At 60.6% G+C, this 22,775-nt stretch carries 21 protein-coding genes; 15 read left to right on the top strand and 6 right to left on the bottom strand.

The genetic code is table 11. The annotated features are described in order from the left end of the window. Positions 1-8: 8 nt before the first annotated feature. From ydcS to FBY04_RS04970, 3 genes are all read right to left on the bottom strand, one after another. Positions 9-1,160 carry a putative ABC transporter substrate-binding protein YdcS gene (gene ydcS, locus FBY04_RS04980; protein WP_084321915.1) on the bottom strand — a complete coding sequence of 384 codons (1,152 nt, stop codon included), beginning with the start codon at positions 1,158-1,160 and terminating at the stop codon, positions 9-11. Positions 1,161-1,388: 228 nt separating this feature from the next. Continuing rightward, positions 1,389-2,846: a gamma-aminobutyraldehyde dehydrogenase gene (locus tag FBY04_RS04975; protein ID WP_145314695.1), complete on the bottom strand. Its 1,458-nt coding sequence runs from the start codon at positions 2,844-2,846 to the stop codon at positions 1,389-1,391. Positions 2,847-2,976: 130 nt separating this feature from the next. Next, positions 2,977-3,891 carry a LysR family transcriptional regulator gene (locus FBY04_RS04970; protein ID WP_084321917.1) on the bottom strand — a complete coding sequence of 305 codons (915 nt, stop codon included), beginning with the start codon at positions 3,889-3,891 and terminating at the stop codon, positions 2,977-2,979. Between the two features lie 186 nt (positions 3,892-4,077). Between FBY04_RS04970 and FBY04_RS04965 the strand changes: the two genes are divergently transcribed. The 15 genes from FBY04_RS04965 to FBY04_RS04895 all read left to right on the top strand — a co-directional run bounded on the left by FBY04_RS04965 (position 4,078) and on the right by FBY04_RS04895 (position 20,450). Next, on the top strand, positions 4,078-4,800 hold the full coding sequence (locus FBY04_RS04965) for a tellurite resistance TerB family protein (RefSeq protein ID WP_145314694.1): 723 nt from the start codon (positions 4,078-4,080) through the stop codon (positions 4,798-4,800). A 247-nt stretch (positions 4,801-5,047) separates the two neighbouring features. Continuing rightward, a complete protein-coding gene (locus tag FBY04_RS04960) occupies positions 5,048-6,670 on the top strand; it encodes a methyl-accepting chemotaxis protein (RefSeq protein WP_084321919.1) in 1,623 nt (540 codons plus the stop codon). Beyond that, positions 6,670-7,206: a chemotaxis protein CheW gene (locus FBY04_RS04955; protein WP_145314693.1), complete on the top strand. Its 537-nt coding sequence runs from the start codon at positions 6,670-6,672 to the stop codon at positions 7,204-7,206. Before FBY04_RS04960 ends, FBY04_RS04955 begins: the two co-directional genes overlap by 1 nt. Continuing rightward, the gene (locus FBY04_RS04950) at positions 7,203-8,471 is read left to right on the top strand and encodes a protein-glutamate O-methyltransferase CheR (RefSeq protein WP_145314692.1); all 1,269 of its coding nucleotides are present in this window, start codon (positions 7,203-7,205) and stop codon (positions 8,469-8,471) included. Before FBY04_RS04955 ends, FBY04_RS04950 begins: the two co-directional genes overlap by 4 nt. Continuing rightward, positions 8,468-9,151, top strand: coding sequence for a chemotaxis protein CheW (locus FBY04_RS04945; protein WP_145314691.1), 684 nt, complete (start codon positions 8,468-8,470; stop codon positions 9,149-9,151). The genes FBY04_RS04950 and FBY04_RS04945 overlap by 4 nt, the downstream gene beginning before the upstream one ends. After that, on the top strand, positions 9,148-11,436 hold the full coding sequence (locus FBY04_RS04940) for a hybrid sensor histidine kinase/response regulator (protein ID WP_145314690.1): 2,289 nt from the start codon (positions 9,148-9,150) through the stop codon (positions 11,434-11,436). The genes FBY04_RS04945 and FBY04_RS04940 overlap by 4 nt, the downstream gene beginning before the upstream one ends. After that, on the top strand, positions 11,433-12,443 hold the full coding sequence (locus FBY04_RS04935) for a chemotaxis response regulator protein-glutamate methylesterase (protein ID WP_145314689.1): 1,011 nt from the start codon (positions 11,433-11,435) through the stop codon (positions 12,441-12,443). Before FBY04_RS04940 ends, FBY04_RS04935 begins: the two co-directional genes overlap by 4 nt. A 48-nt stretch (positions 12,444-12,491) precedes the next feature. Beyond that, positions 12,492-13,493 (top strand): PleD family two-component system response regulator, encoded by a 1,002-nt coding sequence (locus FBY04_RS04930; protein ID WP_084321925.1) that lies wholly within the window; start codon positions 12,492-12,494, stop codon positions 13,491-13,493. A gap of 102 nt (positions 13,494-13,595) precedes the next feature. Next, a protein-coding gene (prfB, locus tag FBY04_RS04925; RefSeq protein ID WP_139272976.1) for a peptide chain release factor 2 occupies positions 13,596-14,691 on the top strand; the annotation gives its coding sequence in 2 pieces (ribosomal slippage) (positions 13,596-13,667 and positions 13,669-14,691; 1,095 coding nt in all). 83 nt (positions 14,692-14,774) lie between these two features. Then, on the top strand, positions 14,775-16,277 hold the full coding sequence (gene lysS, locus FBY04_RS04920) for a lysine--tRNA ligase (RefSeq protein ID WP_084321926.1): 1,503 nt from the start codon (positions 14,775-14,777) through the stop codon (positions 16,275-16,277). A 103-nt stretch (positions 16,278-16,380) separates the two neighbouring features. After that, a complete protein-coding gene (locus tag FBY04_RS04915; RefSeq protein WP_167362919.1) occupies positions 16,381-17,097 on the top strand; it encodes a TetR/AcrR family transcriptional regulator in 717 nt (238 codons plus the stop codon). Between the two features lie 160 nt (positions 17,098-17,257). Continuing rightward, entirely contained in the window at positions 17,258-17,812 is a 555-nt protein-coding gene (locus FBY04_RS04910) for a hypothetical protein (protein WP_084321928.1), read from the top strand. 35 nt (positions 17,813-17,847) lie between these two features. Continuing rightward, positions 17,848-19,125 (top strand): flavohemoglobin expression-modulating QEGLA motif protein, encoded by a 1,278-nt coding sequence (locus tag FBY04_RS04905; RefSeq protein ID WP_084321929.1) that lies wholly within the window; start codon positions 17,848-17,850, stop codon positions 19,123-19,125. Between the two features lie 84 nt (positions 19,126-19,209). Beyond that, on the top strand, positions 19,210-20,124 hold the full coding sequence (locus tag FBY04_RS04900; RefSeq protein WP_084321930.1) for an alpha/beta hydrolase: 915 nt from the start codon (positions 19,210-19,212) through the stop codon (positions 20,122-20,124). Then, entirely contained in the window at positions 20,121-20,450 is a 330-nt protein-coding gene (locus tag FBY04_RS04895) for a hypothetical protein (protein ID WP_084321931.1), read from the top strand. Before FBY04_RS04900 ends, FBY04_RS04895 begins: the two co-directional genes overlap by 4 nt. Positions 20,451-20,641: 191 nt before the next feature. Here the strand turns inward: FBY04_RS04895 and FBY04_RS04890 are convergent, their stop codons facing one another. The 3 genes from FBY04_RS04890 to FBY04_RS04875 form a co-directional block, all read right to left on the bottom strand. Continuing rightward, entirely contained in the window at positions 20,642-21,430 is a 789-nt protein-coding gene (locus FBY04_RS04890) for an OmpA family protein (protein ID WP_145314688.1), read from the bottom strand. A 48-nt stretch (positions 21,431-21,478) separates the two neighbouring features. Then, positions 21,479-21,892 carry a DUF4398 domain-containing protein gene (locus FBY04_RS04885; protein ID WP_145314687.1) on the bottom strand — a complete coding sequence of 138 codons (414 nt, stop codon included), beginning with the start codon at positions 21,890-21,892 and terminating at the stop codon, positions 21,479-21,481. Between the two features lie 354 nt (positions 21,893-22,246). Next, the gene (locus FBY04_RS04875) at positions 22,247-22,591 is read right to left on the bottom strand and encodes a pilin assembly protein (RefSeq protein ID WP_084321934.1); all 345 of its coding nucleotides are present in this window, start codon (positions 22,589-22,591) and stop codon (positions 22,247-22,249) included. Positions 22,592-22,775 lie beyond the last annotated feature (184 nt).

The raw sequence follows: 22,775 nt of genomic DNA, 5'->3' as shown, positions 1-22,775 counted from the left end.
TTCAGCTGTCAGCGACCGCCCATGATCGCGATGTAGTCCTGGGTCCAGCGGCTGTACGGCACGAACTTGCCACCTTCAGCCTGCGGGGTTTTCCAGAAGGCGATCTTGTCGAACTGGTCGAAACCGTTGGTTTTGCAGCCTTCGGCGCCCAGCAATTCGCTCTCCTTGCATCCCGCCGGAACCGACGGCAACGAACCGAACCAGGCGGCCAGGTCACCCTGGACTTTCGGTTGCAGCGAATGGTCCATCCACTTGTAAGCACAGTTCGGGTGCTTGGCGTCGGCGTGCAGCATGGTGGTGTCGGCCCAACCCGTTGCACCTTCTTTCGGAATGACCGAAGCCACCGGCTGCTTGTCCGCCATCAGGCCGTTGACCATGTAGCCCCAGCTGCTGGACGCCACGACGCCTTCGTTTTTGACGTCACTCATCTGCACGGTCGCGTCATGCCAGTAGCGGTGGACCAACGGCTGCTGTTTACGCAGCAGGTCCAGCGCGGCTTTGTATTGTTCTTCGTTGAGCTGGTAGGGGTCCTTGATCCCCAGTTCCGGCCGCTTCGACTTGAGATACAGCGCCGCATCGGCGATGTAGATCGGACCGTCGTAGGCCTGAACCCGGCCCTTGTTGGACTTGCCGTCCGGCAGGTTCTGTTCCTCGAACACCACCCCCCAGCTGTCCGGCGCGGTCTTGAAGACGTTGGTGTTGTACATCAACACGTTCGGGCCCCACTGATACGGAGTGCCAAAGGTTTGTTTGTTGACGACGTACCACGGGCCATCCTTGAGACGCGGGTCAAGGTTCTTCCAGTTCGGAATCAACGCCGTGTTGATCGGCTGTACACGCTTGCCGACGATCAACCGCAGCGACGCATCGCCCGACGCGGTCACCAGGTCGTAACCGCCCTTGGACATCAGGCTGACCATCTCATCGGAAGTGGCCGCCGTTTTCACGTTCACCTTGCAGCCGGTTTCCTTCTCGAAATCGGTCACCCAGTCGTAGGCCTTGTCGCTTTCACCACGTTCGATGTAACCGGGCCAGGCGACGATATCCAGCTGACCTTCGCCGGCACCGACGGCTTTCAGCGGTTCGGCGGCCTGGATACTGGCGCTGGCCAGCAGCGCGGTAGTGATTGCACTGAGCAGTGCGGTCTTGTGCACGAACATGGGGATTCCCTCTTCTTTAATTATGGTCGGGGCAGTTGTGAACGTGGTTCAGCGTTGTAAACACGATCCTCGTAGGCGCCGGCTTGCTGGCGATAGCGGTGGGTCAGTCAACCTGGTTGTCAACTGGACCGACGCCTTCGCTGGCAAGCCAGCTCCTGCAAGGGATTCGCGTTGTTCCAACGTTTCAACATCAATGCCTTTACGGCTAATTGTTAGCGTAGTGCGCTTTTATAAATGCTGTCCGTGGCGCGCCATGATGTGCCGCACCACGCTGTAGTCCTGAAGCGAATCGCTGGACAAGTCTTTGCCGTAACCCGAACGTTTCAGGCCGCCATGGGGCATTTCGCTGACCAGCATGAAATGGCTGTTGATCCAGGTGCAGCCGTACTGCAAGCGCGCGGCCACTTGCATGGCTTTGTCGAGGTTCTGGGTCCAGACCGAAGACGCGAGGCCGTATTCCGAATCGTTGGCCCAGTCCACTGCTTGTTCGAGCCCGTCGAAGCGGGTCACGGTGACCACCGGCCCGAACACTTCGCGCTGGACGATTTCATCGCTCTGTTTGCAGCCGGCCAGCAGGGTCGGCTGGTAATAGAAGCCGGCGCCGGAATGCACGGCCGCACCGGTCACCCGCTCGATGTGCGGCTGGCCGAGGGCGCGTTCGACGAAACTGGCCACCCGGTCGCGCTGGCGGGTGCTGATAAGCGGGCCGATTTCATTGTCGGCATCGCGTTTGCCGGCGAAGCGCAGGCTGCTGACCGCTGCGCCGAGTTCGGCCACCAGTCGGTCATGAATGCCGGCCTGTGCATAAATCCGGCAGGCCGCGGTGCAGTCCTGGCCGGCGTTGTAGTAACCGTACGTGCGCACGCCTTCGACCACGGCCTGAATGTCGGCATCGTTGCAGACGATCACCGGCGCCTTGCCGCCGAGTTCGAGGTGCGTGCGCTTCAAGGTTTTTGCCGCGGCTTGCAGGATTTTTTGTCCGGTGACGATATCGCCGGTCAGCGACACCATGCGGATTTTCGGGTGGCTCACCAAGTGGCTGCCAACGCCTTCACCGCCGCCACAAATGATGTTGATCACGCCGCGCGGCAGGATGTCGGCCAGCGCGGGCGCCAGGGCCAGAATCGACAACGGCGTGTGCTCGGACGGTTTGAACACCAGCGTGTTGCCGGCGGCGAGGGCCGGGGCGATTTTCCACGCGGCCATCATGATCGGGTAGTTCCACGGCGCGATGGACGCTACAACCCCAATAGGATCGCGACGCACCATGCTGGTGTAACCCGGCAGGTATTCGCCACTGAGCTGGCCGGTCTGGCAGCGCACGGCGCCGGCGAAGAAGCGAAACACGTCGACCGTCGCGCTCAAGTCGTCCTGACGCGCCAGGTGCAAGGGTTTGCCGCAGTTCAGGGATTCGAGGCGGGCGAGCAGGTCGGCTTGTTTTTCGATGGCGTTGGCGATGTCCAGCAGCAGGTTCGAGCGCTGCTGTGGCGTGGTCCGCGACCAACTGGCGAACGCATGATGGGCCGCGAGGATCGCGGCTTCGACTTGCTCGGTGCTGGCTTCGGCGATGTGCGTCAGCACCTCACCGGTGGCGGGATTGAGGATCGGCTCGACAAAGCCCTGACCCGCGACCAGTTCGCCATCGATCAGCAACGCGGTGAACAGCGGGGTCTGCGCGCCAGTCATTTTTCGGGATCTCTTTTCTTGTGTGGCCATGCTGCTCCCAGTGACTGGGGCCCGGCCGTCTTATAGATGTACCAAGACTAGTGCCCGGACCCGAGGTCGACAAATACTAAATACTGAAGGTGGCATTCGATTAAATAGATGGCTTGCGCCCGCCGTGGGGTTGTTCGCGTGCCACGGTCAGGAACGGGTCCACCAGCGCCGGGCGCGCCGTGCCACGACGCCAGGCCAGGCCGACGTCGAGGGTCTGGCTCAGGTCGGCGATTGGCCGCGCTTCGATGATGTCGCCCTCCAATGACCATGGGCGGTACGTCATGTCGGGCTGGATCGATACGCCCAACCCTGCGGCCACCAGGCTTCGTACCGCTTCGGTCGAGGCGGTTTTCAGGGTGATGCGTGGTTGAAGCGACGCCGCCGACCACATGCGCTGGGCATTGCGGTCCATTTCATCGACGTTCAGTTGAATCAACGGCTCACGGGCGACGTCGGCGAGGTTGATGCTGTCGTGTTCCAGCAGCGGATGCTGGGCCGGCAGCCATAACCGATGAGGCGAATGGGTCAGCACTTCCGTTTGCAGGGCGTGGCGGTCCTCGAGGTTGGAGAGGATCAACACGCCGACATCGATCTCGCCGCTGACCAGCAAATGCTCGATATACGGGCGCTCGTCCTCCATCACGCGGATCTCGACGTTGGGGTAGGCGCGCTGAAAGCGGGTGAGTAAATCCGCGAGGTAGTAACCGGCGACGAGGCTGGTCACACCGATGATCAATTGCCCGGCGACCTGGTCGGTGCTTTGTTGCAGGCTGCGCTTGGCGTTGTCCACGGTGGCCAGAATCAGGTGCGCCTGGCGCAGGAATTGATGGCCCTGGTGCGTCAGGCTCATGCCCTTGGCGTGTCGGTTGAACAGGCCGACGCCAATCTCTTCTTCGAGTTGCTGGATCGCCAGGGTCAATGTCGATTGGGAAATGAACGCGGCTTGCGCGGCGGCGGAGATCGATCCGGTCTCGGCCACGGCGATGAAATGGCGGATTTGACGCAAGGTCATCATGAAGAAGTACCCGGTGGGCGGTTTTTATAGATTCACTCGAGTGTATATCTTTTTAATCGATAGGCTTTTTTGCATTAAAGAAGTTGAGCAACATCTGGAAGCACTCTCGCCGGGAGGGGCTGGGCACTTTCGATCTAGGCTGGTGGCCTCAGTGTCTGGTTTACCCCATTTGTGGAGGCGGCAAGAATGAATACCCGTGGATTGCTCGATCAGTTGCTCAAATCTGGCCAGGACATGTTGCAGAACAAGGCCAGTGGCTCGCAGAACAAAGCGTCCAGCGGTGGATTGGGCAGCTTGCTCGGCGGCAGCGGTGGTTCGGGCGGGCTTGGCAGTTTGCTCTCGGGCGCGGGTGGCGGTGCGCTGGCGGCGGGTGCCATGGGCCTTTTGATCGGCAACAAGAAAGTTCGCAAGGTCGGCGGCAAAGTGGCCATCTACGGCGGCCTCGCGGCATTGGGCGTGATTGCCTACAAGGCTTACGGCAACTGGCAGGCCCAGCAGGGCACTGCACCGAAGCAAGAGCCGCAAACCGTGGACCGCGTGCCGACGGCGCAGGTCGAGCAACACAGCCAGGCGATTCTCAAGGCGCTGGTGGCCGCGGCCAAGGCTGACGGCCATGTCGATGAGCGCGAGCGGGCGTTGATCGAAGGCGAGTTCACCAAACTCGACAATGATCAGGAGCTGCAACACTGGCTGCACGCCGAACTCAACAAACCGCTCGATCCAACCGATGTGGCGCGCGCCGCCAGCACCCCGGAAATGGCCGCCGAGATGTACATCGCCAGCGTAATGCTGGTGGACGAAGAGAACTTCATGGAGAAGTCCTACCTGGATGAACTGGCGCGCCAGCTGAAGCTGGAACCGGGCCTCAAGGCCGAGCTGGAAAAACAGGTGCGCCAGGCTTCTTTGTAACCCTCAAGATCGCCTTCGCGGGCAAGCCATGCTCCTGCAGGATTTGAGTCGGCCACATGATATGGGGGCGACACCAGGCCCTGTAGGCGCATGGCTTGCCCGCGAAGACGTCATCCGCTACGCCACTCATTCATAGCGCTCCCGACGTTTTTCCTCTGGATGAGAACTGCCGCGCATCCGTCTTATAAATGAAACACCGCCCTCGGCTATACTCCGCAACATTTGAAACGGCCCCCGAGGACTGACTGTGAAGAACTGGACGTTGCGCCAACGCATTTTGGCGAGCTTTGCGGTAATTATCGCCATCATGCTGCTGATGGTCGTCGTCTCGTATTCGCGGCTGTTGAAGATCGAGGCCAGCGAAGCCAGCGTTCGTGATGACGCGCTTCCAGGGGTGTATTACAGCTCGACGATTCGTGGCGCCTGGGTCGACAGTTTTCTCCAGATCCAGGAAATGCTGGGCTTGAAGGAAGGGCAGGGCATCAGCGCCGAGGACGCCGCAGACTTCAAGAATTTTGAAGCGCGCGTGCTGGACGCGATGAATAGCTATCGCGCCACCGTCACCACGGACGAAGACAAGCTCGAATTCGCAGCCTTCGAAAAACTCCATGAGAATTACGGCAAGATCCTGGCCGCAGTGCTCGACTTGCATAAGCGCAATCAGGAAGCCGAGGCCATCAAGTTGTTCAATGAACAACTGATCCCGGCGTGGACAGCAGGGCGCATGAAGCTCAATGACATCCTGCGCGAAAACAAGGCGGTGGCGGATCAGGACATCGTGAACATCGATGACGCGGTGGGCACTGCGAAAACCATCATGGGCATCTCCCTGCTGGTGGCGGTTTTGGCCGCCGGTCTGTGCGGCCTGTTGCTGATGCGCGCGATCATGGCACCGATGAACCGCATCGTGCAGATCCTCGAAATCATGCGCACCGGTGATTTGAGTGGGCGCTTGAACCTGGAGCGCAAGGACGAATTCGGCGCCGTGGAAACCGGCTTCAACGACATGATGGCCGAGCTTACGTCGCTGGTGTCCCAGGCTCAGCGCTCGTCGGTGCAGGTCACCACGTCGGTCACCGAGATCGCCGCCACCTCCAAGCAACAACAAGCCACCGCCACGGAAACCGCCGCCACCACCACGGAAATCGGCGCGACATCCCGTGAAATCGCCGCGACCTCGCGTGATCTGGTACGCACCATGACCGAAGTCTCCACCGCTGCCGATCAGGCCTCGGTGGCGGCCGGTTCCGGGCAGCAGGGCTTGGCGCGTATGGAAGAGACCATGCACTCGGTGATGGGCGCCGCGGATCTGGTCAACGCCAAACTGGCGATCCTCAACGAGAAGGCCGGCAACATCAATCAAGTGGTCGTGACCATCGTCAAGGTCGCCGACCAGACCAACCTTCTTTCCTTGAACGCCGCTATTGAAGCCGAGAAGGCCGGTGAATACGGCCGCGGGTTTGCCGTGGTCGCCACCGAGGTGCGGCGTCTGGCGGACCAGACCGCCGTGGCCACTTACGACATCGAGCAGATGGTGCGCGAGATCCAGTCGGCGGTGTCGGCCGGGGTCATGGGCATGGACAAGTTCTCCGAAGAAGTGCGCCGCGGCATGTCTGAGGTGCAGCAGGTCGGTGAGCAGCTGTCGCAGATCATCCATCAGGTTCAGGCGCTGGCGCCGCGCGTGTTGATGGTCAACGAAGGCATGCAGGCCCAGGCCACCGGTGCCGAGCAGATCAACCACGCGCTGGTGCAGTTGGGCGATGCCAGCAGCCAGACCGTCGAGTCCCTGCGCCAGGCCAGTTTTGCCATCGACGAACTGAGCCAGGTGGCCGTCGGGCTGCGTAGCGGCGTTTCGCGATTCAAAGTCTGATGAGCGAACTCACGGCCAAACGCACCGCCGTGAAGCCGGCGATGCAGGCGTTGTTTCTGGTGTTTCGCATCGCCAGCGAGCGTTATGCCCTGCAAGCGATCGAGGTGGCGGAAGTGCTGCCGCGTCTGCCGTTGAAGCCGATTCCCCGCGCACCGGACTGGGTCGCCGGGGTGTTCGCCTATCGCGGCGCGGTGGTGCCGGTCATCGACCTCAGTGCGCTGACGTTCGGTTTACCGGCTCAGGCCCGCACCAGCACGCGTTTAGTGCTGGTCAATTATCGTCCGGATGAATCCGTTGAGGCGCAGTTGCTCGGGCTGATCCTGGAACAGGCGACCGACACGCTGCGCTGCAACCCGGCGGATTTTCAGCCTTATGGTCTCGACAATCGCCAGGCACCTTACCTCGGACCTGTTCGCGAAGATGCGCAAGGTTTGCTGCAATGGGTGCGTGTCGCCGACCTGCTGGATGAACAGGTTCGCGCACTGCTGTTTCCGTCACCGCCACTGGATCCGGCGTTGCTTGAGGAGCGGCCATGAGCAGCGATCAGCGGTTTTTCGATTTTCTCAAGGAGCGCATCGGCCTCGACGTGACCTCGGTGGGCCCGGCGATCATCGAGCGGGCCGTGCGCCAGCGCAGCACCGCATCACGGTCGCAGACGGCCGATGAGTATTGGCACACCTTGCAAGGCTCGCGGGATGAGCAACAAGCGCTGATCGAAGCGGTGATCGTTCCCGAAACCTGGTTTTTCCGTTACCCGGAATCCTTTGCCACCCTGGCGAAACTGGCGACAAAACGCCTGGCCGACATCAACAACATGCGCGCGCTGCGAATCCTCAGCCTGCCGTGTTCCACCGGCGAAGAGCCCTATTCCATCGCCATGGCGTTACTGGATGCCGGACTCAAACCGCATCAGTTCAAAGTCGAAGGCATGGACGTCAGCCCGCTGTCGGTGGAAAAAGCCAAGCACGCGCTGTACGGCAAAAACTCGTTTCGTGGCCAGGACGTCGCATTCCGCGACCGGCATTTCATCGTTGAAGACGATGGCTATCGCCTTGGCGAACGAGTACTGGAACAAGTGCGCTTGCAGGTCGGCAATCTGCTGGATCCGGCGTTGCTGGCCAACGAACCACCGTATGACTTCGTGTTCTGCCGCAACCTGCTGATCTATTTCGATCAGACCACCCAGCAGCAAGTGTTCGAAGTGCTCAAGCGCCTGACCCATGTCGAGGGTGTGCTGTTTATCGGCCCGGCCGAGGGCAGTTTGCTGGGGCGCTTCGGCATGCGCTCGATTGGAATTCCTCAGTCTTTCGCGTTCAGCCGGCAGAGCGTCCTTGCGCCTGAAGCTGTTCCAGCCTTTGTGCCGACTCAGTTACCGGCGCGCCAGCCGGTGCGCAGCGTGACACCGCCGCCCGTGCGCAGCCGGCCTTTCGCAACCGTGACGCCGTTGCCGGTGGTGACGAAAGCCGCCAACCCGGACGCCGCCACATTGCTGGCTAACATCGCCGCACTGGCCAACGAAGGCAAAAGCGCCGAAGCCCGCGCCGCGTGCGAAAGCTATTTGCGCAGTCATGAACCGGTGGCCCAAGTGTTTTACTGGCTCGGACTGCTCAGCGATGTCGCCGGCAGTGCCCTCGAAGCCCAGGGGTTCTATCGCAAGGCGTTGTACCTCGAACCGCAACATCCCGACGCGTTGATGCACCTGGCGGCCTTGCTGCAATCCCAGGGCGACACGACGGGCGCCCGACGATTGCAGGACCGCGCCGCCCGAAGCGAGCGCGCAGACAGTGAGCGCAAACGATGAACGCCGCCGACACCTTTAGCCTCACCCATGAAGATGCCCAGGCCATCGATGATTGCTGGAATCGCATCGGTATCCACGGCGACAAATCCTGCCCGCTGTTGATCGACCACATTCACTGCCGCAATTGCGCGGTGTATTCGGCCGCCGCCACGCGTTTGCTTGACCGCTATGCGTTGCAGCAGGACGACCGCGGGCAAGTCTCGGTCGCGGTCCAAAGCGATGTGAAAACCCGCTCGCTGTTGATGTTTCGCCTCGGTGAAGAATGGCTGGGCCTGGCCACCCGCAGCCTGGTGGAAGTGGCGCCGCTGCAAGCCATCCACTCCCTGCCGCACCAGCGCTCCCGGGCCTTGCTCGGCGTGGCGAACGTACGCGGCGCACTGGTAGCGTGCCTCTCGCTGGTGGAACTGCTGGGGCTGGACGCCACCAGCAGCGTGGCTTCAGGCGCACGCGTGATGCCGCGGATGTTGATCATTGCCGCCCACGGTGGGCCAGTGGTGGTGCCGGTGGACGAAGTCGACGGCATCCATGCCATCGAGGAGCACACCCTCGACGCGGCGTCCCGCTCTGGCAACCAGGCCAGTGCCAAATACACCCGTGGCGTGTTGCAATTCAAAGGTCGCAGCCTGCGTTGGCTGGATGAAGAACAGCTGCTGTCTGCCGTGACCCGGAGCCTCACATGACCCCTGAGCAAATGCGCGACGCCTCTTTGCTGGAGCTGTTCAGCCTGGAAGCCGAGGCCCAGACCCTGGTGTTGAGCACGGGGCTGCTGGCGCTTGAACGCGATCCGACCCAGGCCGATTACCTTGAATCGTGCATGCGCGCGGCTCACTCGCTCAAAGGCGCGGCGCGAATTGTCGGCGTCGATGCCGGCGTCAGCGTTGCCCATGTGATGGAAGATTACCTGGTCAGCGCCCAGGAAGGCCGGTTGTATCTGCGGCCCGAGCACATTGATGCCTTGCTGCAGGGCACCGATCTGCTGATGCGCATCGCGACGCCGAACAACGCACCGGCGCCTGCGGATATCGAAGCTTATGTCGTCTTGATGGGACGGCTGCTTGTTCACATGGCGACGGTTGCCCCCATCGCGCCGCCGATGGCAGAACTTCAGCTGGAGCCGCCGACGGCCACGGTTGAGTCGCCCATGCCGGCCGCCACGCAAGCCCCTTCGGTAGGTGCCGCCGAGCCCTCGCCCAAGACCAAACGCACCACCGAAAGTGGCGAGCGCGTATTGCGCGTTACGGCCGAGCGCTTGAACAGTTTGCTCGACCTGTCGAGTAAATCTCTGGTGGAAACCCAGCGCCTCAAACCGCACCTGGCCACCATGCAGCGCCTGAAGCGCATGCAGAACAACGGCCTGCGGGCACTGGAAAACCTCAACGTCCATCTCAAGGAACAGACCTTGAGCCTGGAGGCCCGGGAAGCCCTCGACGATGCTCGCCGGCTGCTGGCGGAATCCCAGCAATTGCTGGTGGAAAAAAACGCCGAACTGGATGAGTTCGCCTGGCAGGCCAGTCAGCGCGCGCAAGTTCTGTACGACACGGCGCTGGCCTGTCGGATGCGGCCGTTTGCCGATGTACTGACCGGGCAAGTGCGCATGGTCCGCGACCTGGGTCGCAGCCTCGGCAAACAGGTACGGCTGGAGATCGAAGGCGAGAAAACCCAGGTCGACCGCGACGTCCTGGAGAAACTCGAAGCGCCACTGACGCACCTGCTGCGCAACGCCGTCGATCACGGCATCGAATCCCCGGAGCAGCGGTTGCTGGCCGGTAAACCGGAAGAAGGTTTGATCCGCTTGCGCGCGTCCAATCAGGCCGGTCTGCTGGTGCTGGAACTGAGCGATGACGGCAACGGCGTTGATCTGGAAAAGGTCCGCCGCAGCATCATCGAACGGCAGTTGTCGCCTCCGGACACCGCCGCGCAATTGAGCGAAGAGGAACTGTTGACGTTTCTGTTCCTGCCGGGCTTCAGCCTGCGGGGCGAGGTCACTGAAGTGTCCGGACGCGGCGTCGGCCTGGACGCGGTTCAACACATGGTTCGTCAGTTGCGCGGCGCAGTGGTGCTGGAGCAGACGGCGGGCGAGGGCAGCCGTTTCCACCTCGAAGTGCCGCTGACACTGTCGGTGGTGCGCAGCCTGGTGGTCGAAGTCGGCGACGAGGCGTATGCGTTTCCGCTGGCTCACATCGAGCGCATGTGCGACCTGGAGCCGGCGGACATCGTGCAGGTCGAAGGCCGTCAGCACTTCTGGTACGAAGGCCGGCACGTCGGATTGGTTGCCGCCAGCCAATTGCTCCAGCGCCCAGCGAGTCAGAACAGTCAGCAAACCCTCAAGGTCGTGGTGATCCGCGAGCGCGATGCGATCTACGGCGTCGCGGTCGAACGGTTTATTGGCGAGCGCACGCTGGTGGTTTTGCCACTGGACGAGCGTCTGGGCAAGGTGCAGGACATTTCTGCCGGCGCCTTGCTCGACGACGGTTCGGTGGTGCTGATTGTCGACGTCGAGGACATGCTGCGGTCCGTGGATAAACTGCTCAATACCGGGCGCCTGGAACGTATTGCCCGCCACGGTAATCAGGCGGTCGAAGCAGCGCGCAAAAGGGTCCTGGTGGTCGACGACTCGCTGACCGTTCGCGAGTTGCAGCGCAAATTGCTGGTCAATCGCGGCTACGACGTGGCCGTGGCGGTGGATGGCATGGATGGCTGGAACGCCCTGCGTTCGGAGGATTTCGATCTGCTGATTACCGACATCGATATGCCACGCATGGATGGCATCGAACTGGTGTCTTTATTGCGTCGGGACAATCGATTGCAATCGCTGCCGGTTATGGTGGTGTCCTATAAAGACCGTGAAGAAGACCGTCGTCGTGGACTGGACGCCGGGGCCGACTATTATCTAGCCAAAGCCAGTTTTCATGACGACGCCCTGCTTGATGCAGTGGTTGAGCTCATCGGAGGAGCGCGGGCATGAAAATCGCAATCGTGAACGACATGCCCATGGCGGTTGAGGCTTTGCGCCGCGCCTTGGCATTTGAGCCAGCGCACGAGGTGATCTGGGTCGCCAGCAATGGGGCCGAGGCGGTGCAACGTTGCGTGGAAAACACCCCGGACCTGATCCTGATGGACCTGATCATGCCGGTGATGGATGGCGTCGAGGCGACCCGGCGGATCATGGCCGAGACGCCATGCGCCATTGTGATTGTCACGGTCGACCGTCAGCAGAACGTGCATCGGGTGTTCGAGGCCATGGGGCATGGGGCGCTGGATGTGGTCGATACGCCGGCGATCGGTGCCGGCAATGCCCAGGAAGCGGCGGCGCCGCTACTGCGCAAGATCCTGAACATCAGCTGGCTGATCGGCGACAAGGGCAATCGGGCGCGACCCGCGCCGAGTCCGTCGCGTCATTCGGGCTCTCGGCAAAAATTGATCGCCATCGGTTCGTCCGCGGGCGGGCCGGCAGCGCTGGAAGTACTGCTCAAGGGGCTGCCGCGAGATTTTTCGGCCGCTATCGTGCTGGTGCAGCACGTCGACCAGGTGTTCGCCGCCGGCATGGCCGAGTGGCTCAGCAGCGCCAGCGGCCTGAACGTGCGCCTGGCCCAGGAAGGCGAACAGCCACAGGCCGGCACCGTGCTGCTGGCCGGCACCAACCACCATATCCGCTTGTTGAAAAACGGCACGCTGGCGTACACCGCCGAGCCGGTCAACGAGATCTATCGGCCCTCGATCGATGTGTTTTTCGAGAGCGTGGCCAGTTACTGGAACGGCGATGCCGTGGGTGTTTTATTGACCGGCATGGGGCGCGATGGCGCGCAGGGGCTTAAACTCATGCGCCAACAGGGCTACCTGACCATCGCTCAGGACCAACAAAGCAGCGCGGTGTATGGCATGCCGAAAGCGGCAGCGGCCATCGACGCCGCTGTAGAAATTCGCCCGCTGGACAAGATAGCGCCACGATTGCTGGAGATTTTCGCTAAATGACTACGCTTAGCAGCAATCCTGGCCCAGGCAGTACTCAGGTGACCGAACATGAATGAATTACAGCTCGACGGCTTTAAAACCGACGAAAACGCCGCCATGGTGTTGTTGGTGGACGATCAGGCGATGATCGGCGAGGCGGTGCGCCGCGGGTTGTCGAATGAAGAGAACATCGACTTCCATTTCTGCGCAGACCCGCATCAGGCCATTGCGCAGGCCATCCGGATCAAACCGACCGTGATCCTCCAGGATCTGGTCATGCCCGGTCTTGACGGCCTGAGCCTGGTGCGTGAATACCGCAATCATCCGGCCACCAAGGATATTCCGATCATTGTGCTGTCGACCAAGGAAGACCCGTTGATCAAAAGCGCGGCTTTCGCGGCCGGGGCCAATGATTATCTGGTGAAACTGCCGGACAACATCGAACTGGTGGCGCGCATTCGCTATCACTCGCGCTCCTACATGACCCTGCTGCAGCGTGATGCGGCCTACCGCGCGCTGCGGGTCAGCCAGCAGCAATTGCTCGACACCAACCTGGTGCTGCAGCGCTTGATGAACTCGGACGGCCTGACCGGGCTGTCGAACCGTCGTCACTTCGACGAATACCTGGAGCTGGAGTGGCGCCGTTCGTTGCGTGACCAGAGCCAACTGTCGTTGCTGATGATCGATGTGGACTACTTCAAGTCCTACAACGACAGCTTTGGCCACCTCGAAGGCGACGAAGCGTTGCGCAAGGTCGCCACAGCCATCCGTGACGCCAGCGCCCGGCCTTCGGACCTGCCGGCCCGTTATGGCGGTGAAGAGTTTGCGCTGGTGCTGCCCAACACCACGCCGGGCGGTGCGCGACTGGTGGCGGAGAAACTGCGCCAGACCGTGGCCGCGCTGAAGATCCCGCACATTTTCCCGACCGAAGGCTCGAGCCTGACCATCAGCATCGGTCTGTCGACCATGACCCCGCAACCGGGCGCCGATTGCCGACAACTGATCTCGGCGGCGGACAAGGGGCTGTACCTGGCGAAGAACAATGGGCGTAATCAGGTCGGCATCGAGTAGGAGCGAGCGGACAGGCCTTTTCAGCCAGGCGGGCTGCCGTTTTGGACCGTTTGCCGTTATACTCGCCGGCTTTCAAAAGTTCGCCAACGAGTGCTGCCCGCCATGGAAATCAACCCGATCCTTAACAGTATCAAGGACCTGTCCGAGCGCTCCGAAACTATTCGGGGGTATCTTTGACTACGATCAAAAGCATGAGCGTCTGACTGAAGTCAATCGCGAGCTTGAAGATCCGTCTGTCTGGAACAACCCGTCGTACGCTCAGGAACTGGGCCGCGAGCGGTCCCTGCTGGCGCAGATCGTCGAAACCCTCGACGAAATGCACACCGGCCTGGCCGACGCCAAAGACCTGCTGCTGATGTCCGCAGAGGAAGAAGACCAGGCCGCCGTCGATGACGTCGCCGCCGAAGTCGAGCGTCTGCGCGAGTCCTTGGAAAAACTCGAATTCCGTCGTATGTTCAGCGGTGAAATGGACGCCAACAACGCCTACCTGGACATCCAGGCTGGCTCCGGCGGCACCGAGGCCCAGGACTGGGCCAACATCCTGCTGCGCATGTACCTGCGCTGGGCTGACAAACGCGGTTTCGACGCGACCATCATGGAGTTGTCTGCCGGTGAAGTCGCCGGGATCAAGGGCGCTACCGTGCACATCAAGGGCGAATACGCCTTTGGCTGGCTGCGTACCGAAATCGGCGTGCACCGGCTGGTGCGCAAGAGCCCGTATGACTCCGGCAACCGCCGTCATACCTCGTTCTCGGCCGTGTTCGTGTCGCCGGAAATCGATGACAACATCGAAATCGACATCAACCCATCGGACCTGCGCATCGACACCTACCGCTCCTCCGGTGCCGGTGGTCAGCACGTAAACACCACCGACTCGGCCGTACGGATTACCCACGTACCGACCAACACCGTGGTCAGTTGCCAGAACGAACGCTCCCAGCACGCCAACAAAGACACCGCGATGAAAATGTTGCGGGCGCGCTTGTACGAACAGGAAGTGCAGAAACGCAACGCCGCCTCGCAAGCCCTGGAAGAGACCAAGTCGGACATCGGCTGGGGTCACCAGATCCGCTCCTACGTACTCGATGCGTCGCGAATCAAGGATTTGCGCACTAACATCGAACGCAGCGACTGCGACAAGGTGCTCGACGGCGACATCGACGAATACCTGGTGGCCAGCCTGAAACAAGGCCTGTAACACGATCCCCCTGTAGGAGCCGGCTTGCTGGCGATCCCCGGCCAACGGCCGGGGACAATGAACCTGATGGAATACTTAAAGACATGAGCGACCTAGAACTCGACCCGCAAGCCCTGCAACAGGAAGAAAACTCCCTGATCGCCCTGCGCAAGGAAAAGCTGGCTGCCGAGCGCGCCAAGGGCAATGCCTTCCCGAACGACTTCCGCCGTGACAACTACTGCGAAGACTTGCAGAAACAGTACGCGGACAAGACCAAGGAAGAGCTCGCAGAGGCTGCAATCCCGGTCAAGGTTGCCGGTCGCATCATGCTCAACCGTGGCTCGTTCATGGTGATCCAGGACATGACCGGGCGCATTCAGGTCTACGTCAACCGTAAGACCCTGTCCGAAGAAACCCTGGCCGCGGTGAAAACCTGGGACATGGGCGACATCATTGCAGCCGTTGGCACCCTGGCCCGTTCCGGCAAGGGCGACCTGTACGTTGAAATGACCGAAGTGCGCCTGCTGACCAAGTCGCTGCGCCCGCTGCCGGACAAGCACCACGGTCTGACCGACACCGAACAGCGCTATCGCCAGCGCTACGTTGACCTGATCGTCAACGAAGACGTGCGCCAGACCTTCCGCGTGCGTTCGCAAGTGATTGCGCACATCCGCAGCTTCCTGATGAAGCGCGACTTCCTCGAAGTCGAAACGCCGATGCTGCAAACCATCCCGGGCGGCGCGGCAGCCAAGCCGTTCGAAACGCATCACAACGCGCTGGACATGGAAATGTTCCTGCGTATCGCGCCTGAGCTGTACCTCAAGCGTCTGGTGGTTGGCGGTTTCGAGAAGGTGTTCGAGATCAACCGCAACTTCCGCAACGAAGGCGTTTCGACCCGTCACAACCCTGAATTCACCATGTTGGAGTTCTACCAGGCGTACGCCGACTACGAAGACAACATGGACCTGACCGAAGAACTGTTCCGCGAGCTGGCGCAGCTGGTTCTGGGCAGCACCGACGTGCCGTACGGCGACAAGGTGTTCCACTTCGGCGAACCGTTCGTGCGTCTGTCGGTGTTCGACTCGATCCTCAAGTACAACCCCGAGTTGACCGCTGACGACCTGAACGACATCGAGAAGGCTCGTGCCATCGCCAAGAAGGCTGGCGCGAAAGTGCTGGGCTTTGAAGGCCTGGGCAAGCTGCAGGTGATGATTTTCGAAGAGCTGGTCGAGCACAAGCTGGAGCAGCCGCACTTCATTACCCAGTACCCGTTCGAAGTGTCGCCGCTGGCCCGTCGTAACGACGACAACCCGAACGTCACCGATCGTTTCGAGCTGTTCATCGGTGGTCGTGAAATCGCCAACGCCTACTCCGAGTTGAACGACGCGGAAGACCAGGCCGAGCGCTTCATGGCGCAGGTGGCCGACAAGGACGCCGGCGACGACGAAGCCATGCATTACGACGCCGACTTCGTTCGCGCGCTGGAGTACGGCATGCCGCCAACGGCGGGTGAAGGGATCGGCATCGACCGCCTGGTGATGTTGCTGACCAACTCCCCGTCGATTCGCGACGTGATCCTGTTCCCGCACATGCGGCCGCAAGCGTAAGTGTTTCAACTAAAAAAGCCGCCTGAAATGGGCGGCTTTTTATTGCCTGTCTGGTACAAACGTATCAATTGGTTACTTTTGAAGTAAGAGAGGAATACCTGCCGTGAATCGCGCAATGGCTCTAGAAGGTGCAGCGGGTGTCGCCACTGCGGTCGCTGAAAGTGTTCAGTACCAGGGCCGCAAGGCCAGCCGCCAGGGCAGTGAGCAACGTCGACAGGACATTCTCGATGCCGCCATGCGCATTGTCGTGCGCGATGGCGTGCGGGCGGTGCGTCACCGTGCGGTCGCCGCCGAGGCCGGTGTGCCGCTGTCGGCCACCACCTACTATTTCAAGGACATCGATGACCTGCTCACCGACACCTTCGCCCAATACGTGGAGCGCAGCGCGGCGTTCATGGCCAAGTTGTGGGTGAACAATGAAGGCCTGCTGCGCGAGATGGTCGTCAGCGGCGACGGCAGCCCCGAGTCGCGCTCGCAGCTGGCGGACGATATTGCGCGGTTGATGGCGGACTATGTTCATCGGCAACTGATCAACCGCCGCGAACATTTGATGGCCGAGCAAGCGTTCCGTCAGGAAGCGTTGCTCAACCCCCGCCTGGCGGAGCTGGTGCGCTCGCACCAGCAAATTCTCCTGCAGGGCACGTGTCAGCTTTTCCAGGTTTTGGGTTCCCGTGAACCCCATCAAGATGCCAAAGTGTTGACGGCGATTATCGGACGGATGGAATATCAGGGCCTGCTCAACGACGCCGAGCCTGCCGCCGAAGCCGAAATGCTCGGTATCCTGACGCGGTATATGCACTTGGTCCTGGCGTCGGTGTGATCCATTGTGGTGCCCGATCCCCTGTGGGAGCGGGCTTGCTCGCGAAGGCGGTTTAACATTCAACATTTCCGTCTTCTGATACACCGCTTTCGCGAGCAAGCCCGCTCCCATGGGTTCGGTGGCCACATCAAGCCGGCGTATGCTTCAAAGGGAGTGTTGAATGAAAGCCTGGCGCGTCGTTGTGATCGCCTTGTCGTTCCTGCTGCTCAGTGGCTGCCTGGTGACTTTCAAGGAACCGCTGCCCACGAGCGACCCCGCGCCCAAGGGATTACTCGGCAAGTGGACCAGCACCAACGCCTGGGGCGAACCCATGAACCTGGAGCTGACGCGCATTGGCGACAATCGCTATCAGGCGGTCAGCTATTTCAAGGCCAAACCCAAGGAGCGCGAAGCTTATCCCTTCACCGTCTCGCGCCATGGCAGTCGCTGGTACCTGTCGGCGAAAGTGCCCGCGCAGTTCGGCGGGCATTTCACCATTGCCGGTTTCGAACTCACCGACAAGCATGAACTGGTGGTCTATAACCTCGACGTCGAGCAGATCAACCAGGCGCTGGGGCAGAAAACCCTCAGCGGTGAAGGTTTCCAGACCGACGATGGCGACGGCGTGCTGATCAACACCAACATGGATCAGGTCTTCGCTTACCTCGATGATCCGGCCAATTCCGACGTATTCGTCGAGGCCGTGCGCTATCAGCGCTTGGCCAAAGCCAAGTAAACCAGCACATAACGGTTTTTCTACAGGAGTTTCGGGTGGACGATTACCAGCAGTCGATACGCATTTTGTCCGATCGCATCGTGCTGGCGCAGACGCCGATACGCGTCCTGGACGCGGTGAAGTGGGACGACAGCATCCGCAAGCGTTTCCTCAAGGCCAAGGGCAAGGAAATGCCGGAGGTGGACCGTGACTACTACCTGAACCGGCCACTGTCCTTCGACTCCAGCAGAGTGAAACTGGAGTTCCAGAACATCGAGCGTGACATCACCCGTCAGCTCGGCCAGTTCAACCCGGTTGGCCAGATCATGCGCCGCATGTGCAAGGAATACCGGATGGTGGTGCGTATGCTCGAAGCACGCGGCACCGAGGATTTCGGGCTGATTTCCCAGGAACTGTACGGCGCGGCGTCCGATGCGTTCCACGCGGGTGACCCGACCCTGTCCGACCTCGGCCTGATGCTCTCCGATTACCTGAACAACATCGATGGCCGTGGTGACCTCAAGGATGAGCCGAAGATCCTTACCGCCAAGGACGCCGTGCATTTATTGCAAACCCGGCTGAGCAAAGTATTTGGCGAGGCCGAGGAAACCATTCGGGTATTCGAGTCTGACGGGATCGTCGCCGATGCCGCCGCGGGCGCCGACTACATCAAGATCCGCACCGACGCGATGTTCAACGAGCGTGACGTGCGCGCCCTCGAAGTCCATGAAGGGCTGGTGCATGTCGGCACCACGCTCAACGGTCTGAACCAGCCGATCTGCACCTTCCTGTCCAAAGGCCCGCCCTCGTCGACGGTGACTCAGGAAGGCCTGGCGATCCTGATGGAAATCATTACATTCGCCTCTTACCCAAGCCGCCTGCGCAAACTGACCAACCGCACCCGCGCCATTCACATGGTGGAGGAGGGCGCGGACTTCCTGCAGATCTTCGAGTTCTTCCGCGAACAGGGCTTTGAGATGGCGGAAAGCTACGGCAATGCCAGTCGGGTTTTCCGCGGTTCGGTGCCGAATGGTCTGCCATTTACCAAAGACTTGTCCTACCTCAAGGGCTTCATCATGGTTTACAACTACATTCAGTTGGCCGTGCGAAAGGGCAAGCTTGAGCAGATACCGCTGCTGTTTTGCGGCAAGACCACGCTGGAGGACATGCGGACCTTGCGCCAATTGGTCGATGAGGGGTTGGTGGTGCCACCCAAATATCTGCCTGAACAGTTCCGCGACATGAACGCGCTGTCGGCGTGGATGTGCTTCTCCAACTTCCTGAATCACTTGAGCCTGGACCGGATCGAAGCGGATTATTCCAACATCCTGTAAGGACACGGACCCCCTGTGGGAGCGGGCTTGGTCCGCTCCCACATTTGACCTGTGTTCCAACCCTTTTTCGCGAGGTTTCAACGGATGAGAATCCTCGGCATCCTCTGCCTTCTCCTGACCCTCGGTGGTTGCAGCTCCTTGCTGTTCTACCCCGAGCCCGGCCAGTTGTTCACCCCGGAAAAAGCCAAACTCGAATACCGCGACGTTACCCTCACCACCGCCGACGGTCTCAAGCTGCACGGCTGGTGGCTGCCAGCGAAAAAAGGCGTCGAGGTCAAAGGCACGGTGTTGCACCTGCACGGTAACGGCGGCAATTTGCCCATGCATCTGGGCGGCAGCTGGTGGTTGCCGGAAGAGGGCTATCAGGTACTGCTGATCGATTATCGCGGCTACGGTTTGTCCGAAGGCGAACCGAGTTTGCCGGCGATCTATCAGGACATCGACGCCGCATTCAAGTGGCTCGACCAGGCACCGGAAGTCAAAGGCAAGCCGCTGATCCTGCTGGGCCAAAGCCTCGGTGGCTCAATGGCCGTGCATTACCTGGTTCAACACCCTGAACGCCAGAAGCAACTCAAGGCCTTTGTCCTTGACGGCGTGCCTGCCAGTTATCGCAGCATCGGCCAGTTCGCCCTGAGCAATTCCTGGCTGACCTGGGCGTTCCAGGTGCCGCTGTCCTGGCTGGTGCCGGACGGTGACAGCGCGATCCATTCCATGGAGCAGCTCAATGGCGTGCCGAAATTGATCTACCACAGCATCGACGATCCGATCGTGCCCCTTTCCAACGGCATCCGTCTGTATCAAGCTGCGCCGCCGCCGCGGGTGCTGCAACTGACCCGCGGCGGTCACGTGCAGACGTTCGCCGACCCGGTCTGGCGCAAAGTCATGCTGCGTTACCTCGAAGACCCGCAGCATTTCAACGGCCTGCGTCGACTGGGTGAAATCCCCAATTACCCGGCCCCCCCGAATTCAGAAGATGAACCATCAGAGAGCCCGCAATGAGTGAAGAACGTAACGCCATCCCGCTGATCATCACCGGTATCTGTAGCATCCTCGGCACAGTGGGTGCCCTGTGGTGGTACGGCTACCTGCACTTCGCCAAGCCTGAGGATGCGTTGCTGCTCAACCAATTCACCATGCTCAAGACCGTGCCGGGTGAGGACTACAAAGTCTCCCTGGAGCCGGCGGCGCAAGTGGCGCAGTGCATCGATGGCGTGCTGGTGCTGTTTGATACCGAACAGAAAGGCCTGAGCGGCGTGCTGATCAACGACCGGAAAAAAGCGGTGCGCTGCATGGGGCAGGAAACCCCGCAGAAGCTGGAGCAGTAACGGTAACGCGTTCAAATCAGACAAACCGCGGTTGCCTTCATCGCCAGCAAGCCGGCTCCTACAGGATTGCATTGAACCGGTAGGAGCCGGCTTGCTGGCGATGGGGGCCCACGCGGTGTTCCGCCAAACCGCGAAAACAAAAAGCCCCGCCTGATCGACTCAGGCGGGGCTTTTGCGTTACTGCGTGAAGCTTAGTTCGAGCTGACCGCCGAACGCGGAATCACTGGCTGGTTGTCGTTGGAAATGGTCACTTCCACCCGACGGTTCATTGCCCGGCCCGAGGCGTTGGAGTTCTCGGCCACCGGATACTCCTTGCCGTAACCCTGGGCAACGATGCGCGCCGGATCAACACCCATCTTCACCAGCGCCATGCGCACGGAACCGGCGCGACGCTCGGACAGCGACTGGTTGTGCGACGCTGTACCGGTGCTGTCGGTATAGCCTTCGACAATCGCCTTGCGGTCCGGGTTTTCCTGAAGGAACTGCGCCAGTTTGTTGATGTTCACCAGACCGCTGGATTTCAGGTCGGCACGGTCAGTGGCAAACAGCACATCCCCGAAAGTCACCAGCGTCCCGCGATCGGTCTGCTTGGCGTTCAGGCTGTCCTGCAACTGCTTGATCTGCTGATCGCGAGCGTCGAGACGAGCCTGGGCGCGCTGTGCGGCGGCGTTTTTCAGATTGGCTTCAGCGGTGCGCAGGGCGATGGTCTGCTTCGCCACTTCAACACGCTGATTGGTCAGGTAGGCCAATTGGTCGACCTCGTTCGAATCTCGCTTGTCCAGATAAGCCTTGTCGGCCTTGTCCAGGTAATCGCTGGCGTCCTTGGTTTCCAGTGCCGCGACTTTGCTCGCCTGCGGGTTGGCCTGCAGGCCGCTGTAGTTGGTGCGGGCCTGTTCCAGGTTGGCATTGGGCGGCGTCGAGCAGGCGGCCAGTGCAACGCTTGCGGCCAGCAGGGCAGGGATCATCAATTGTGTGCGCATTTTGGTTTCGTCCTTTTAAGTCGAGTAAGAAGTACGTCGAGGCGGCGCTTATTGCACGGTGCGCTGGCTTTCCTGACGCAGTTCCTGAACCCCTTTCTGAGAGTCCTTCACAGCTTGTTCGGCTTTGATCGCCTGAGCTTTGCGTTCGGCGACACGAGCGTCCCACTCGGCCTGTTCGGCGAGCATTTTGGCTTCGTCATACTTTTTGTCGTGCATGGCGATTTCGGCTTGTTTGAGCTTGTCCTGAGCGGACTTCATCTCAACCGCGGCGAACTCGGTGCCGCCCGCGCTGACGGCGCTGTTCACGGCGGATTGGGTTACGGCGTATTGCTCGGTCGGCGGGTTACCGGCACAACCGGCCAGAACGAAGCTGCTGCCGATCGCCAGAGCGGCCAGTTTCAGGCGACGCAAGTGGTTGGACGAGGACTTGGCAGTGCTGGTTTTCATGGTCATCAACTCCATTGGAAAAACTCCTGAAAAGCTAAAAATCCATCCTGGGCAAGGAGCCGCAACCATCAAATTTCGAAAGCGTTTTGAAACGGCCGTCCCAGGCGTGGTTACTGGTTACGACCCGAGGCATTTTTCAAAAGTTCAGAGAAGATGGCCTTTCGCCGGAAAAAACTTTGACCGAATGGACAAGGCTCTAAGTCGGGAACTTTAGCGATGTGCAGCGGTATTCCCGGGTTTTGTTGAAGGGGTTCTGCGACCTGATGTGGGAGCGGGCTTGCTCGCGAAGGCGGTGTGTCAGTCAACCTCTCTGCTGGCTGACACACCGTCTTCGCGAGCAAGCCCGCTCCCACAGGTTCCGAGGTGAATTCAGTGCTTCTGCTTGTCTTCGCTGGATGACAAATCATGCAAATGACGACGGGACAACGCGAGAAAACGCGGAGTCGGACCTATGTCTTCGTACAGTGGATCGCCTTCTTCATCGGTGGCTACGATGGTTGAGCCCTTCACGTACGGGAAGCTCTTTTCCAGCTCTTCCAGCGCAGCGCCGATCAGTTCGCCGAGCAGTTCTTCGGGATGCCGCTTGGGGTACATCTCGATAATCGCCGCCAGTCGTGCGGCGGCCTCCACATCCAGATGAATCGCGTAGCCGGTGTCGGTCAGGCGACCCTTGGCGTTTTCTTCCCAGTGATGGGCAAGCTCGCGGATTTTCATAAAAACCTCATTGCGCGCCTGCTCGTGGCAGGCAGGGTAAGTGTCCGGCATGGCCGGCGAAAGCCGTCGTACGGCTTACTCTTCAGACTAGCTCGCGGGCCCGAGGTTTAAAGTCCCTTCGTCGTTTGCTTGTAAGAAGCGCTTTACGGCGGCACTCTTTGTTTTCAAGGCATGTCATTCCAAG

Origin of the sequence: Pseudomonas sp. SJZ080, from assembly GCF_007828295.1 — a bacterium.
GTDB classification, from domain to species: Bacteria; Pseudomonadota; Gammaproteobacteria; order Pseudomonadales; family Pseudomonadaceae; genus Aquipseudomonas; species Aquipseudomonas migulae_A.
Note: the sequence above shows the minus strand (reverse complement) of the source record. Positions and strands in the feature narration are given on the sequence as shown.

Coding starts and splice junctions, on each gene's coding strand:
- ydcS (WP_084321915.1), bottom strand. CDS start 1,160: ATGTTCGTGCACAAGACCGCACTGCTCAGTGCAATCACTACCGCGCTG.
- FBY04_RS04975 (WP_145314695.1), bottom strand. CDS start 2,846: ATGACTGGCGCGCAGACCCCGCTGTTCACCGCGTTGCTGATCGATGGC.
- FBY04_RS04970 (WP_084321917.1), bottom strand. CDS start 3,891: ATGATGACCTTGCGTCAAATCCGCCATTTCATCGCCGTGGCCGAGACC.
- FBY04_RS04965 (WP_145314694.1), top strand. CDS start 4,078: ATGAATACCCGTGGATTGCTCGATCAGTTGCTCAAATCTGGCCAGGAC.
- FBY04_RS04955 (WP_145314693.1), top strand. CDS start 6,670: ATGAGCGAACTCACGGCCAAACGCACCGCCGTGAAGCCGGCGATGCAG.
- FBY04_RS04950 (WP_145314692.1), top strand. CDS start 7,203: ATGAGCAGCGATCAGCGGTTTTTCGATTTTCTCAAGGAGCGCATCGGC.
- FBY04_RS04945 (WP_145314691.1), top strand. CDS start 8,468: ATGAACGCCGCCGACACCTTTAGCCTCACCCATGAAGATGCCCAGGCC.
- FBY04_RS04940 (WP_145314690.1), top strand. CDS start 9,148: ATGACCCCTGAGCAAATGCGCGACGCCTCTTTGCTGGAGCTGTTCAGC.
- FBY04_RS04935 (WP_145314689.1), top strand. CDS start 11,433: ATGAAAATCGCAATCGTGAACGACATGCCCATGGCGGTTGAGGCTTTG.
- FBY04_RS04930 (WP_084321925.1), top strand. CDS start 12,492: ATGAATGAATTACAGCTCGACGGCTTTAAAACCGACGAAAACGCCGCC.
- lysS (WP_084321926.1), top strand. CDS start 14,775: ATGAGCGACCTAGAACTCGACCCGCAAGCCCTGCAACAGGAAGAAAAC.
- FBY04_RS04910 (WP_084321928.1), top strand. CDS start 17,258: ATGAAAGCCTGGCGCGTCGTTGTGATCGCCTTGTCGTTCCTGCTGCTC.
- FBY04_RS04900 (WP_084321930.1), top strand. CDS start 19,210: ATGAGAATCCTCGGCATCCTCTGCCTTCTCCTGACCCTCGGTGGTTGC.
- FBY04_RS04895 (WP_084321931.1), top strand. CDS start 20,121: ATGAGTGAAGAACGTAACGCCATCCCGCTGATCATCACCGGTATCTGT.
- FBY04_RS04890 (WP_145314688.1), bottom strand. CDS start 21,430: ATGCGCACACAATTGATGATCCCTGCCCTGCTGGCCGCAAGCGTTGCA.
- FBY04_RS04885 (WP_145314687.1), bottom strand. CDS start 21,892: ATGGAGTTGATGACCATGAAAACCAGCACTGCCAAGTCCTCGTCCAAC.
- FBY04_RS04875 (WP_084321934.1), bottom strand. CDS start 22,591: ATGAAAATCCGCGAGCTTGCCCATCACTGGGAAGAAAACGCCAAGGGT.